11 protein-coding genes and 1 pseudogene are annotated in these 12,882 nt (G+C 68.3%); 4 read left to right on the forward strand and 8 right to left on the reverse strand.

Annotated features, from left to right (window positions below; genetic code table 11):
- Positions 1 to 97 precede the first annotated feature (97 nt).
- Both OG587_RS06190 and OG587_RS06195 read right to left on the reverse strand, forming a co-directional pair.
- A pseudogene (locus OG587_RS06190) lies at positions 98 to 601 on the reverse strand (transposase); the annotation flags it as partial.
- Positions 602 to 1,018: 417 nt separating this feature from the next.
- Positions 1,019 to 2,392, reverse strand: a complete 1,374-nt coding sequence (locus tag OG587_RS06195; protein WP_329087700.1) for an IS1380 family transposase — start codon at positions 2,390 to 2,392, stop codon at positions 1,019 to 1,021.
- Positions 2,393 to 2,848: 456 nt separating this feature from the next.
- On the opposite strand from OG587_RS06195, the gene OG587_RS06200 reads away from it, so the two are divergent.
- Together OG587_RS06200 and OG587_RS06205 are read left to right on the forward strand one after the other, a co-directional pair.
- Entirely contained in the window at positions 2,849 to 3,145 is a 297-nt protein-coding gene (locus OG587_RS06200; protein ID WP_329087702.1) for a transposase, read from the forward strand.
- Positions 3,146 to 3,147: 2 nt separating this feature from the next.
- The gene (locus OG587_RS06205) at positions 3,148 to 4,113 is read left to right on the forward strand and encodes an IS3 family transposase (protein WP_329093759.1); all 966 of its coding nucleotides are present in this window, start codon (positions 3,148 to 3,150) and stop codon (positions 4,111 to 4,113) included.
- Between the two features lie 677 nt (positions 4,114 to 4,790).
- On the opposite strand, the gene OG587_RS06210 is transcribed toward OG587_RS06205, so the two are convergent.
- From OG587_RS06210 to mobF, 6 genes are all read right to left on the reverse strand, one after another.
- Positions 4,791 to 4,964, reverse strand: coding sequence for a hypothetical protein (locus OG587_RS06210; RefSeq protein WP_329087704.1), 174 nt, complete (start codon positions 4,962 to 4,964; stop codon positions 4,791 to 4,793).
- A gap of 296 nt (positions 4,965 to 5,260) precedes the next feature.
- Positions 5,261 to 5,581: a hypothetical protein gene (locus OG587_RS06215; protein WP_329087706.1), complete on the reverse strand. Its 321-nt coding sequence runs from the start codon at positions 5,579 to 5,581 to the stop codon at positions 5,261 to 5,263.
- Positions 5,578 to 5,721 (reverse strand): hypothetical protein, encoded by a 144-nt coding sequence (locus tag OG587_RS06220; protein WP_329087708.1) that lies wholly within the window; start codon positions 5,719 to 5,721, stop codon positions 5,578 to 5,580. The genes OG587_RS06215 and OG587_RS06220 overlap by 4 nt, the downstream gene beginning before the upstream one ends.
- A 364-nt stretch (positions 5,722 to 6,085) precedes the next feature.
- Positions 6,086 to 6,856: a helix-turn-helix domain-containing protein gene (locus tag OG587_RS06225; protein WP_329087710.1), complete on the reverse strand. Its 771-nt coding sequence runs from the start codon at positions 6,854 to 6,856 to the stop codon at positions 6,086 to 6,088.
- On the reverse strand, positions 6,856 to 7,071 hold the full coding sequence (locus OG587_RS06230) for a hypothetical protein (protein WP_329087712.1): 216 nt from the start codon (positions 7,069 to 7,071) through the stop codon (positions 6,856 to 6,858). Before OG587_RS06230 ends, OG587_RS06225 begins: the two co-directional genes overlap by 1 nt.
- A 529-nt stretch (positions 7,072 to 7,600) precedes the next feature.
- Positions 7,601 to 11,563 carry a MobF family relaxase gene (gene mobF, locus OG587_RS06235; protein ID WP_329087714.1) on the reverse strand — a complete coding sequence of 1,321 codons (3,963 nt, stop codon included), beginning with the start codon at positions 11,561 to 11,563 and terminating at the stop codon, positions 7,601 to 7,603.
- A 335-nt stretch (positions 11,564 to 11,898) separates the two neighbouring features.
- Here mobF and OG587_RS06240 point away from each other — a divergent pair, with 335 nt between their 5' ends.
- Together OG587_RS06240 and OG587_RS06245 are read left to right on the forward strand one after the other, a co-directional pair.
- Entirely contained in the window at positions 11,899 to 12,420 is a 522-nt protein-coding gene (locus OG587_RS06240; protein ID WP_329087716.1) for a hypothetical protein, read from the forward strand.
- 2 nt (positions 12,421 to 12,422) lie between these two features.
- Positions 12,423 to 12,638 carry a putative dsRNA-binding protein gene (locus OG587_RS06245; protein ID WP_329087717.1) on the forward strand — a complete coding sequence of 72 codons (216 nt, stop codon included), beginning with the start codon at positions 12,423 to 12,425 and terminating at the stop codon, positions 12,636 to 12,638.
- Positions 12,639 to 12,882: the final 244 nt, after the last annotated feature.

The following is a 12,882-nucleotide window of genomic DNA, read 5'->3' on the forward strand; positions in this document are numbered from 1 at the left end:
TTGCCACTACGGTTCACGCTACGGCCCGTAGAGCCCGCCGGTGACGCTGGCTCAGAGGAAAGCAGCAGCGAAGGGTACTGAGCAAGAAAGCTGGGGGTTATGTCGGGTCGGGGATCATGATTCCGGTCTCGGCGATGAAGCCGTTGAGCAGGTCGGGCCGGTACTGCAGGGGTTTGAGTCGGTTCTTGATCAGGCGGGCGAGGTCGTCGATGCTGTGGGCGGTGAAGTTGAACAGCTTGGTGCGCAGGTTGGACCACACGCTTTCGGCCGGGTTCAGATCCGGAGCGTAGGCCGGGAACCGGTAGACCAGTAACCAGTCCTGCTGGGCGGCGATCCATGCACGCATCTGGGTGCTGACGTGCTCGGGCAGGCTGTCCCATACCAGCGAGATCGGGCCGCCCAGCTGGGTGTGCGCGGCCTGGAGCAGCCTCTGGAGGTCGGCCACGGTGAAGCCCTTGGGCTCGTTCTTGCGGTGGTGGCGGGTGCGGGTGCGGTAGATCAACCGTGTCCGCATCCCGGGTTTGACGCAGATCAGCGCGGCGATCGAGACCCGCCCACGGTCGCGGTGGGCCACCGGCAATACCAGAGTCCTGCCTTTGCGGGGTCCCAGTAGCAATGGCGGAAAATCCAACGGATATGGGTCTGACCTGCACGGATGGAGCTTGACCAGCTGGCCGTGATCGTGTTCCCAAAGAGTTTCCGCAGGTCAGCAGCAACATCATTGGATTCACAGCCATTACTACCGGGACCCCATGAGGGCAACGACGGTTTCAATCGTTCCCATCGCACCTATCATCGCCAACCGGTGCAATAGGTGCATGAACAGTCGATGGGGTCGCGTCCTAGTAGGAGCCTTAGCCTCGATCTTTCATGATCTTCGTGTGGTCGGCTGAGGCATTCGGCTGAGGGCTGTTTTCGCTTTCTGGTCAGCGTGATGGCCCGGCTGTCGCGTCGGGTGGGCGGGGTTCCACGGGCCCGTGGGTGTCCTTTCTTGGTTGGTGGAGCGGCTGGGTGCTGGTCAGGGCGGTGCCGGCAGGGCTTGCAGACAGGTGACGGCGGTGATGATGAGCGTGGCCCAGGGCCATCGGGCGGCGATGCGGAGCCGACGCCGTCGGCCGCCGCGGACCAGGCGCCCGGCGACGGCGAACAGGCGAAGCCGCAAACGCTTGGGCTCCCAGCGGCGGGCCGAGCCGTCCAGGGCGAGCATTTGCATCCAGGCGGTGAGGTCGTAGGCCAACGCGACGATCTCGCACCAGATCTGGTTCTGGGTGAAGTCGTGCAGCGGCAGGTTGCGCAGGCCGGTGTCCTTGGCGCAGCGGATGCGGTCCTCGGCTCGGGCGCGGCGGCGATGGCGCAACTCCAGGTCGGCGAGCTGGCCGCCGGTGGTGTTGGTGACAAAACAGGTGAAGCGGTGCCCGCCGGGGTCGGTGAAGCGCAGCCGCGCACCGGGATGCGGGCGCTCTTTGCGCACGATGAGACGCATCTTGGCGGGCCAGGAGGTGAGGTTCGACAGCCCGGTGATCTCGGCGATCCAGGCGCCGGGCCGCACGTGGCCGTCGGCGTCGTAGGCGGGGGTCCATGCCGTCGCGGGCAGGCGCAGGATCGCCTCGCCGATGTCGTCGGTGATGGTGAAGCCGATGGAGTATTTCAGCCACCGGCCCGGACGCGTCAGCCAGGTGAGGAACTCATGGGTGCCGCCGCCTGAATCGGTGCGGATCAGGACCTGGCGGCGTCGGGCCCGGGGCAGTTGAGCCAGGGCCAAGACAGTGGCGTTGATGTGGTCGGTGGCGGTGTTGGAGCCGGCGTTTCCCGGCCGCAGCACCAGGGCCAGCGGCTCACCGGCTCCGTGGGTGCCGTGATCGGCGAAGGCGGTCATGGGGTGAAAACCAAAGGTCTTCTTCCAGGTCGGGGTGGCGTTTTCCTTGTTGGAGTGGGAGATGACGACGGTGGCGTCCAGATCGATGGGGATCAGCTCACCGTCGGCTCCGGGCGCGGCTGACTCGGCGAGGGTCCAGGCGTGTTCACGCGCGATGGCGCGTGCGCGTCGAATCGCTTTCAGGGTTTTGGCGGTGTCGGCGGCGAGCCGGTCGATCAGCCGGGAGACGGTCGGGTCGGAGGCGATGGGGCCGAACAGCTCTGGTTGGGAGCGCAGGAGTGCGATGTCGGCCAGGCAGTCACCTCCCAGGGCGAGAGTGACGGCGAGATCAGCGACGATCTTGCCGGGGTCATGGATCGCGCGGGCCGGTCGCCATCGCTGTAGCTGCGTGGACAGGGCCTGGTCCAGGCCGGTGACGCGCAGCGTCTCCAGCAGCAACAGCGCGCCTGCTTGGGAGATGAGCCCGGAACCGTCGGCGGACATGACGATCTTGGGTCGCGAAGCGATAGTCTTCACGTGAAAAGTGCCTCTTGAGCTGGCGTGGACGGGACCTTAGACAAGTCCGATCATCCCAGTTCAGAGGCACTTTTCTCATTTAAACGATCAAGGTTGGTGATATTCACCGTGAAAGCCCGAGGTTAGCCTCGATCTTTCGTGAGTCTGGTGCGGTCGCGTAGTGACTGGATCAGACCTCGTTTTCAGCGAGTGGCCATGGTGGTGGCCCGACTGTCGCGTCGGGTGACGGGGTTCCACGGGCCCGGAGGTCTCCTTCCAGGGGTTGTCGGGGCGGGTTGGTACTGGTCAAGGTGCTGGAAGGGTTTGCAAGTGGGTGATCGCGGCAGCGATCAGGTCGGCCCACTGCCAGCGTTGGGACAGGCGGAGCCGAAGGCGTCTGCCGCTTTTGACCAGGCGTCCAGCAGCGGTGGGCTTTCCCTCGTAACGTAGAGACATCGCCTTAAAGGGGGAACGGCGATGTCTGAGACACGACGGAGGTTCGATCAGGACTTCAAAGACGGTGCGGTCCGGATCGTTGAGGAGACCGGTAGGCCGATCGTGCGGGTGGCCCAGGATCTGGGGGTCAATGCGGGCACTCTGGCCAACTGGGTGAACATGGCCCGGCAGCGGCGGCGAGCCGGAAACGGCGGCCTGGGCGAGGACGAGCGGGCCGAGTTGGTCCGGCTGCGTCGGGAGGTCGCCGAGCTGGCGATGGAGCGTGATGTGCTCAAGCGCTCGGTGGCCCTCTGGGTCAAGGACGCGATGGGCCGGTGAGCATGGCCGGCTTCATCGCCGCTCAGAGGGCCGAGCACGGTGTTGCGCACGCGGTTGCGTGCCGGGCGCTGGGGGTGTCGCAGTCCTGGTTTTATAAGTGGTCGCGGCGGGGGCGCGAGGGTCCTGGCGAGCGCGAACGCCGTCGGGCTGGTCTGATCGAGGCCGTCGTCTCGGCGTTTCATCAGCGCAAAGGCACTGAGGGATCACCGCGGATCACCGCCCGGCTGCGTCGGGCCGGTTGGCGAGTGAGTAAGAACACGGTGGCGAAGGTCATGGCTGAGCGCGCTTTGGCGGCCCGGCCCAAGACCAAGCGCAAGAACACCACCCGGCCGGGCCGGGGCCGGTGGCGGGCCGAGGACCATCTGCGGCGGGACTTCACCGCACCCGGGCCGGACGTGACCTGGTGCGGGGACGGCACCGAGATCCCCACCGCTGAAGGAGCGCTGTATCTGGCGGCCACCGAGGACTTGTTCTCCCGCCGAGTGCTCGGGTTCGCGATGAGCGCGCACAAGGGAGCCGCGCTGGCCACCGCGTCGCTGCAGATGGCGGTCGCCCTGCGGGGCGGTGGCGTCGCGGGTGTGAGGTTTCACAGTGATCAAGGGTCGGAGTACACCGCGGCCGACTTCCGGCGGGCCTGTGAGCGGATGGGCATCGTGCAGTCGATGGGGCGGGTCGGCTCGGCGCTGGACAATGCCGCGGCCGAGTCGTTCTTCTCCAGTTTGGAGTTCGAGTTGTTGCGCCGTGAGCCGTTCGCCACCCATGATCAGGCCCGTCGTGCGATCGCCGCCTGGATCGACGACTTCAACACGATGCGGCTGCATTCGACGAACGCGATGTTTTCGCCGGTGGAGTTCGAGCGGTTGGATCCGTCGGTTCAGCAGCGGTTGCGGGCCGCGGCACGGCAGCGCAAGGAGGACAAGAGGAAACGCAAGGCCGCTGCGCGGCACGAACGGAAGGAGGCGGCATGAGCCGCCGCGTTCTCCTGATCGAACACCTCGTGCGGGCCGGGGGATGCGCCGCGCAGTGTCCGGGGCCGCCTGCTCCGGCCTCAAGGGTCGCTGACGCGATCGCTGCGCGACGGCCTTCGGCCGCCCTTGACCCCGGAGACCTCTACGGCCCCTGGCGGCAGGAGTACGGGCAGGCCAGGGCCTGCCCCAGCGAGGACGCGCAGCGCACCAGCAAGATCCTAAAAGCGAAGATCACCACAACAGAAGTCTCTACGGTTCGAGGGGATTGCCAAATCCTCCCAGCTCAAGGCACTTTTCTCATGTAAATGATCAAGCCTGGCGATACTCACCGCGAAAGCCCCAGGCTAACGCCACTGGCCGTTCCGATGTCGATCAAGCCCCGTGTCGCGCCAGGGCCCATGGTCGCGGTCACGGCCGCCGTGCATCTTCCACGAGTTGGGCTTGGTCTGGCCGACGAGTTGGTCGCTGCAGGTCACCCTGGCGACCTGGGAGCGCGGCACGATCGGCTGAGGACTTCACCCGCGCCTGAGGCCTCCCGCGCCCGCGCGTAGACCCTGGTAGAACTCTTAAAACCCTCCTCTCTGGGGTGTCGATGCCCCGCTGGAATACCCTCGTGAAGGGGTCTCCTGCCCGCTGGTTGGGAAGCCGCGACCGGCAGGAGGCGGCCCCTCCACGCCCTACATGAAGGGGTCGACCGGGGGGACATCACCCGGGCTGAACACCACCCACAGGACCAACACCGCGCCCCTCAGGTAGACGAGGCGCGTACGCGCCCTCCAGTACCGCGCGGCCTCCTTGTCGGCCTCGGTCTCAGGCCGCGACGGTTTCTCGTCGGGGGATTTCTGATTCACGCTCTCTCGCTCCTCCCGGAATGGTGCCGGGTGCTATCAAGCCGCGCCCCGCGAGGGGCCATGCAGGGCAGGATAGACTAAAGGAAACCTTGATCGAATACGTTTGCGAGCGACGAACGTGCAGCCCAGGCGCTAAATGACTGTAAAAAATGAGGGCCACCTAAACGCTCCACCTCGAACAATGCGAGCAATTGATCTCGACCCGCGAGCGTCGATTCCCGGTCGAATCCTGGTCGAAATTTTTTGCGGTTCGCGACTTTCTCGCGAACCTTGTAGATCTGGGCAATCGGCCCGGCTCATGCGCTGGCCGAAGAGCTCCCGGACGTAAGGCACCCGCAGGGCACCATCACCAGCGTGCGGGTGCTCGCGTCCACGTGGGCCACCGTCTTCGACCCCAGGCAGTAGCGGCACCCCAGGAACGCGGCGGCGGCGGAGTCGGACCAAATGCGATGCTCCCAGGCAGGTGGCGGCTCGGCGGGCGGCGGGGGAGGTTCGGCGGGCTCGTGCTCGGCGCCGACCCAGCCCCGGCCGTGGCAGAACCGGCACGCGATCCGCAGACGGCCCAGCCGCTGGCCTCCCTCGCCCTCGCACTCGGGGCAGGTGATCGGGTCGCTCATCGCCGCCCCGTCCCGGCGCACAAGGGACACGCCACCCAGACGCTCTGCTTGGGACCGCTGCCGTTGCGGTCGATCCATTCGCCGCCCGCGCCCAGGCAGGTACCGCAGATCGGCGGGTCCTTGTGCTCCTCCTCGGCCATACCCCGACGCTACGCCGCCCCGAGAACCCCGTCAGGCTCTTCCCGGACCACCTTGCCCGCTTTCCTCCCCACCACGAAGCGCGAGGGACTGTTCTACCCCACCCCTCGCCTTACGACGTAGATTCATTTCCTCGTTTCGGGCCGCGTGGTCGTCGTGGTGGCCCGTAAGGCGGTCGGTGATTGCGGCGGTCAAGGCCACGGGGCGAGCGCAGCGAGGACCCGTGGCCTTGAGGGCCGCGGAGCCGACAGCCATACTTCGGGCCGCGACGACCACATTCCTGCCCCGAGGGCGGCTCCCATAGCCACTACCCACATTGAGTGGATCTTGAAGGCTGAGAGGTGGGTAGCCGCCCCCTGGTTGGTTCTAACCTGCGTGCCGACGAGCAGCGCCCGGAAGGCGGGTGATGTTGCTTTGGGTCCTACCCATGCGGATCCGGCGCCAGGACGTCGTCCAATGGGTCAGATCCTCTTCGCTACCTCCGCAGCCGTGGATGAAGGCCGTGACGACTTTGAGCGAGGGCAGACGGGCGGGCTTGTTGACGTCGAGCGCCTCGCACAGGGTGCTGGCTCCTACGGTCCTGCCCGCGTTGATGGCGATTTCCCGGTAGGACGGCTCGCCGGCCCAGATCTGGAAGTCCCTCATCAGTTCGAGGAGTTCCTCCTTGGTGGTAGCCGTCAACGGGTCCGGCTTCAGTCCATATCCGAACGCGTCTTCACGCAACCGGTGCAGGGAGTCCTTCTCCTGGAACGCGGTCCCCGCGTGGACACCGCCGGAGTGGGGGGCGGGAGGATCGGAATTCTCTGTCTCGGAGCTTTCGATCTCGGAGGGCTGTTCCGAGCGCAGTTGAAGATCCCTGAGCCGTTCCCAGGAGTATCGGATATCGAATCGCAGCATGGGAACGGCTTCGCACGCTTCCACGATGCTCTCGAGCGTCTCCTTGCGGGGGATCATGCGCCCGCTCATCATGGCCGACAGCGTGCTCGCCGGTATCCGCACCTGGGTGGCTATCTGGCTCGGGGTCAGGCCGCTGCCCAATATCGCCTGCTGGAGCAGGTTGCCCAGCACGTTTCGTTCCATCGCGAAGGTGTGCTCGGGAGCGAGCTTCGGCAGGCTCACCGAGGGGTTCGGATCCATCAAAGGGCCTTTAATGGATCTGCGGCGGGCTTGGTGAGCTGGAGCACCACACCGGTCATGGTGGTGATCACCAGCAGGGTCACCTCGATGGCCATGCCGAGGAGGTGGGCCGCGATCACGAAGATCAGCAAGACAACGATGAAGACCAGTCGCCACACCGGGAAGTTTCCGGTGTGGGGAGTGCGGATGCAGGGCGGCGCGTACACGCGCAGCACCACCTTTCATGGGCTCTCATGCCTGACCAGGCAGGGATAGGGGGAAGCGTGGCCTGGGGTTGCAGCCCTCATCTGGCCTCGCGTGCAAGTCATGATGCCGCACAGCCCGAGGCAAATCCGCCCTTCTAAGCAATCAGACAAATAGAACAAAAGCTCTCATTTTCCACTAATGACGCTTTTGCTGCTTCAGATCTGTCCATCGCTGTCCGCTGCCCGTCGAAGGTGTTCGGTGGCGTTCGGCAGCGTCCAAAGGTGCTCGGCTCCCCCTGAGGTACTGCCCGGGGTCAGCACAATGACGTCATAACAGGAACATCGCAGCTGAGCTCGGTGTTGTCTGCTCTGTCTCGCTTCGGCGGGACCCTTTGATGTCGCTCTTGTTCTGACCAGGCAGGGTGTCAAAGGACTACGGGGGTTCGCCATTGCAGTGGCGAACCCCCGCTTCACGCTCCCGCAATCGCCGGTGAGCCCACGCACCTGATTCGCGCCCGCCGGGGAGTTCGGAAACTTCCAGGAACTGCGCCGTCGTGGGTCACAGACCCAACCCCGGACGGGGTCCCTTAGTAGTGGGTGGGCGGTAAGTGGGTGTCCGGCGGGCGGAGCGGACGGCCGCCTGGCGCTGTTGCGCTTCGGCGTGCTCGCGGGCCTGTTCGTTTCGGGTACGGACTCGCTTGGCTGCGGCCGGATCTTGGCGGGCGCGGTCTTGGTCGCGCCGCACCTCCTGGTCGAGCCGACTGCGGTGGTCGCGCTCGTGGACCAGGGAGGCCAGCAGGCGGGTGGTGCGCTCGTACTGGCCGGCGGGGGAGTCGGCGATGGTGCGGAAGCTGAGCCGGGCGGCCGCGACGCGCTGGCGGTCGGCCAGGCCCGGCATCACCTGCTCCACGCGCTCCGCGATCGTCGTCTCCAGCACCTTGGCGAAGGACGTCGAGCCGCTCAGGAGACGGCGGCGCGCCTGCAGGTCGGCCACGCTCACACACGAGGGGGAAGCGTGGCGGGCGGCGTGCAGCGCGGCCTGCTCGGCGCGAGCGGCGGCTTCGGCTCGGCGGGCGGCCCTGGTCATCGCCTGGGAGACCTCCTGCAGCTTCTCCTGCAGCCGGGTGCGCTGGCTGCTGGGCAGTAAGCCGCGCAGCCCGCTGTTCTTCTCGGCCAGCGCCGCCTGCAGCTGGGCAACACGCTGTTCGGCCCGGTGGTGGGTGGCTTGGGCGTCGTGGCGCCGGTCGCCGGCGGTGCGGGCTTGGTCCAGGGCGTGGGCCAGGCGCTCGCGCTCGTCGGTGAGCTCGGTCTTCACCTGGGCGCGGAGGGCGGCGACCTGGTCGGCCTGCTCGCGCTCGCGGCGCTGTTGCTGCGCGACCTGCCCGGCCAGGGTCGTCGCTTGTGCGGCGGTCGCGGCGATGCGGGCGTGCAGGGTCTTGTCGCTGAGCAGGCCGTGCGGGCGGTCAGGGCGGGTGACCTCGTTCAGCGCCACGCGGGCGGCTACCACCCGGGCCGCCTCGGCCTCGATGGCGGCCAGTTCGCGGGCCCGCACCGCAGCGATCGGCTCGGGCTCGGGGGTGAGGAGCTGGTCGGCGCGGTCGCCTTGCAGGGTGGCGGCGTAGGCGTCCAGGGCGCGGTGCAGCTCCTCGGCGGGGTTGCGCGGCTCGCCGTGGCGGGCGCGGTCAGCATCGGATTCCAGGACGGTGCGCGGCAGGTACAGGCGAGCGGACAGGCGGTCGCGGCTCATCGCCGCGTACAAGGTGTGCGCATCCAGGCCCATGCCGTAGATCAGGGTGTGGTGGCTGGTCAGGCCCTGGGCGGCGGCGACCGTCATCGCGGTCCCATGGCTCAGGCCGCCGGCGGCGATGTAGGCGGGCGTCACCCGCTCGACGACCAGGGCCGGGCCATCGGCGCCCAGGCGTCGCCACTGCACGCTCACCGACCGGTCGGGGTGAATGGCGGTGATGACGCCGCGGTAGCCGTTGAGGACGTCCGCGCGCCGCCCCTTGCTCTTGCGGGAGCGGTAGTCGTTGGCGCGTACCCGGACGTGGTCGCCGACCGCCAGCGCCACCGTGCGCCCGCCAGGAAGCCGATACCGGGCATCTGGCCCCGACAGCTCTCCGGCCTCGCGGCGGATCGCGCGGGCGGCGGCGTTGAGGCGTTCGGCTTCGGCGTTCGTTCCGGCCAGCACCAAGACGGCGGCGAGCTCGTCGTGGACGTCGTCGCGGTAGCCGGTGCGCAACGCGGCCCAGTCTGCCAGCAGCGCGGCCAAGGTGTCGGTCGCGTCGCGTCCGGCGTGGACGTGCCCGCCGCGACTCCACGTTCGCAACGCCTCGGCGCGGTCGCCGTCGCGCCATTGGGCCAGGGCCTGGCGCTCGATCGGGTCGCGCTGGCGCCGGTTCTCCTCCAGGAGGAGGCCGTCGACTTGGCGGTGGAGGGCGGCGAAGGTGCCGCCGACGCCGATCGCGCGCAGCTGCAACGGGTCGCCGATCGCCACCACCTTCGTGCCGGTGCGGTGCGCCTCGCCCAGCACGACGGCCAGGTCGCGGTCGTCGACCATCGCGGCCTCGTCGATGACCAGGACGTCGACGCCCTCCAGGCCGCTGCTGTCGTGGTCGGTGATGCGGTGCATCCAGGTGGCGAGGGTGTGGGCGCCGATGCCGGATTCGGCGGTCAGGTTCGCGGCCGCCACCGCGGCGGTCGCGGCGCCGGCCACCACCAGGCCGCGACTTTCCCACCCGGCCCGGGCAGCGGACATCAGCATGGTCTTGCCCGCGCCTGGGACGCCGATGAGCGCGTCGACGCCGTGGCCGTCGCCGAGCAGGCGGTTCAGGGCGGCGCGTTGGGAGGGGGAGAAGGTGAGGTCGTGGGCGACCTCGAAGGCCTCCCGCGACAACACGACCGCCGCGGCGTCCAGGACGGCGGCGCCTTCCTCGTAGCGCTGACGCGTGAGGCGCAGGACCTGCTGCTCGGCGCGCAGGATGTCGACGGAGGTGTAGCGGGCGGAGTTCACCAGATGCCGCGCTCCAGCGTCGGCCAGGCGCACGACCGAGCTATGGGCCAGCGCCGCGTCCGTCAACATCTCGGCGTCGGCGCGGTCGGCGATGCCATCGGGGCAGGCGTCGACCACTGCAGCGAACACGTCCGCGCGGGTGACGACCTTGGTGTGCGCGGTCAGCCCGCCCTCGGCCCGCCAGATCCACGCGGCGATCTCCTCCGGGCTCGGTCGCTGCGGGAGGCCTTCGCCGGGGTGTAGACACGAGGTCATGACGGCGGCCGCGTCGACGCCGTCGGCGGCGCACTGGGCGTGCCAGTTCGCCGCTAGGCCCCCGGCCGCGACGTTGTCGCGTTTGGGTTGGCGGCTGGTGGCGCTGGCCACCCGGCGCGCGTGCTGATGCGCCTCCTCATAGGCGAGGCCGTGCTCAGCCAACAGCGCCTTCACCTGGGTGTCGCGTTTGGAGAAGCGGGTGCGCATCGCCTCGTCGACGCCGACGATTTCCCACGCCCCGGTGTGCGCATCACGCTCCCATCTCACCCCGAGGTCGGCGGTCAGGCGGCGTCGCAGCCGTGCCTTGAGGAAGGAATCAGCGGCATGGGCGTGGCGAAACAGGTCCCGGCCGCCGGCGGCCACCGCCGACCATTTACCGTCGACTCCACGCACCATGTTCGCGATCGACACATGCGCGTGCAGGTGCGGATCCGGTGCCTGGCCGTCGACCGGGCGGGCGGTTCGGTGCTCCAGGACCCAGCCCAGCAGGCCGCTGGAGGCGATGCGGTCGGCGAGCTCACCATCGCCCTGGTGGCCGCGCTGGCCGTAAGCCGCCCACTCCTGCACCGCGGCGACGGTCTCGACGACGCTCTCGGCGAAGACCGTGTCGACCACCGCGCCGACGTCCGGGCTCGACAGGGCGCCCAGCAGGCTGACGCTCTTGCTGACGTCCAAGGTGAGGTCATAGCCGCGGTTGCCGATCCGCACCCGCGCCTCGCGCCAGCGCCGCGCCTCGGCCAACTGCTCGGTGTCGTAGACGACGGCCAGATCCACCCCGGCCACGCGGGCGAGCTTGCGCGCCTCCTCATACGCCAGCACATACGCCTCGCCCTTGCGCTGCACGCCGCGCTCCAGCTGCGCCGCGCGTTTGGTCATCTTGTCGTTGCCGGCCACCAGGTCGCTGACCGCTGCGGCGCCGCGCTGGAGCGCGGCCTGCTGCAGCGCGGCCAGCAGCGGGACACCAGGCAGCATCGCGCGCGGATCGACGGCCGGTTTCGCCTTCACCAACACCTCACGGGTGTCGGGGTGGCGGCCGTCCATCAGGGCGCGGGCCGCGTCGTGCTGGTCGGCAGTGAGCAGGCTGCCGGGGGTGAGGCCAACCTCGCGCAGGCCGTCGCCGATCCACATCAACGGGCGCTCACCAGTCAGCCGGTAGGCCAGCTGCGCATCCGCCGACAACTCGGGGGCGCCGCAGCCGACGCCTTCCTGGAGGCGGTAGTCGACCTGCGCCTGGTCGGGGCCCAGGGTGCTCACCCACGCCACCGCACCCACCCCCTTCGCATCCGCCCAGCTCAGCGCCGTTCTTCCGGCCGAAGGCCGCCCGTATCGGGAGATACCTTTGTCCAAGATCCTTTTCTGTGATCTTTTTATTTTGTGATGATGAGTCTGACAAATGGTTTATATGGTGTCTATGGGTTGTGCTGCTGTGATGCTGTCCGATTGATCGTTGAGTGCTGTTTTTGTGCTCTTGATCGTTGGTCGTTGTCATGGCTCTTGTCATGTTCGGCGTCGGAAGGGCCGCCTCCGCCGTGCCGCTCGCTGGCTCTGCAGCCCTCGGCGGTGAGGCCGCTCTGGCAGGGTGGGCTGTCGTGAGTACCGACGAGCAGCATCTGGTTCCGGCCTCGCGTCGCCGCGGCGGCCTGGTGACCACCCGGGGTGGCCACCAGGAGGGTGAGCGGTCGTTCTTCTGCCGGATCTGCCAGCGCGCCGAGCGTGGGATGTGGGTGCCGGCGGGCTGGTATCTCCTCGAGCGCGCGCCCGGCGGCAAGGGCCGCCACATCCGCCTCGGCCTGTACTGCAGCGTCGCCTGTCTGGTGCGCGCGGGGGAGATGTTGGAGGCCGGGGCGGCCGAGCACGCCGCCCGGATGGACCTGCCCACCGAAGAAGACCGGCGCCGCGAACGCGCCCGCGTCGTCGACATCGCCCAAACCTTGCTGTCGGGCGGACTGACGATCCGCCAAGCCGCCGAGAGCCTGAACGTGGAGACCTTCACCCTGAAGACGTGGCTGAAGGAAGCGGGCATCCAGATCAGCCCGGCCGCGGCCGCACCGGTGGCGGCGGGGACGTCGGGGGCGTTGGTCGGGGTGGAGGCAGGGGGCGTCATCCGGTGAGCGTGTTGAACGAGCTGACCCAGCAGGGCCGCATCGAGGCAGTCGCCTGGGCGGTGGAATCGACCGGCCCGTCGCACGCGCCGGCCTTCACCGCGGCCGCCACCACCCGCCTGCTCACCACGAACACGCCGGTGCGCGGCCAGGGGAGCGGGGCCAATAAGGCGGCCGCTCGAGCGGCGGCTGCAGCCGCGTTGCTGGAGCAGCTCGATCCAGCCTGAGTGACTTGCGCTTCAAGGAACAGCGCTGCTGTCCGCACTCCGGTGCACCTCACGGCCTGTGCGATGTCCGGCGCGGCTCCAGCCGCGATAGTTCTTGATCGGGCGCGTCTTTGGCATACGAAATTCCAAATCGCGTGTGCCGTGCTGGAACGCCATCGGCGGGCGGAGAAAACTCAGCGGCTGATTTCTGTAGGCGGTGGGTTACCGGAGAACGTCGTGTTGAAGATTCCCCGCTGGGCGATGG

The sequence above is a fragment of the Streptosporangium sp. NBC_01469 genome (assembly GCF_036227305.1).
Classification (GTDB): Bacteria; Actinomycetota; Actinomycetes; order Streptosporangiales; family Streptosporangiaceae; genus Streptosporangium.

Bases quoted from the DNA above. Each gene is read 5' to 3' on its own strand.
- OG587_RS06200 (WP_329087702.1), top strand. From the start codon at position 2,849: ATGTCTGAGACACGACGGAGGTTCGATCAGGACTTCAAAGACGGTGCG.
- OG587_RS06205 (WP_329093759.1), top strand. From the start codon at position 3,148: ATGGCCGGCTTCATCGCCGCTCAGAGGGCCGAGCACGGTGTTGCGCAC.
- OG587_RS06215 (WP_329087706.1), bottom strand. From the start codon at position 5,581: ATGAGCGACCCGATCACCTGCCCCGAGTGCGAGGGCGAGGGAGGCCAG.
- OG587_RS06220 (WP_329087708.1), bottom strand. From the start codon at position 5,721: ATGGCCGAGGAGGAGCACAAGGACCCGCCGATCTGCGGTACCTGCCTG.
- OG587_RS06225 (WP_329087710.1), bottom strand. From the start codon at position 6,856: ATGGATCCGAACCCCTCGGTGAGCCTGCCGAAGCTCGCTCCCGAGCAC.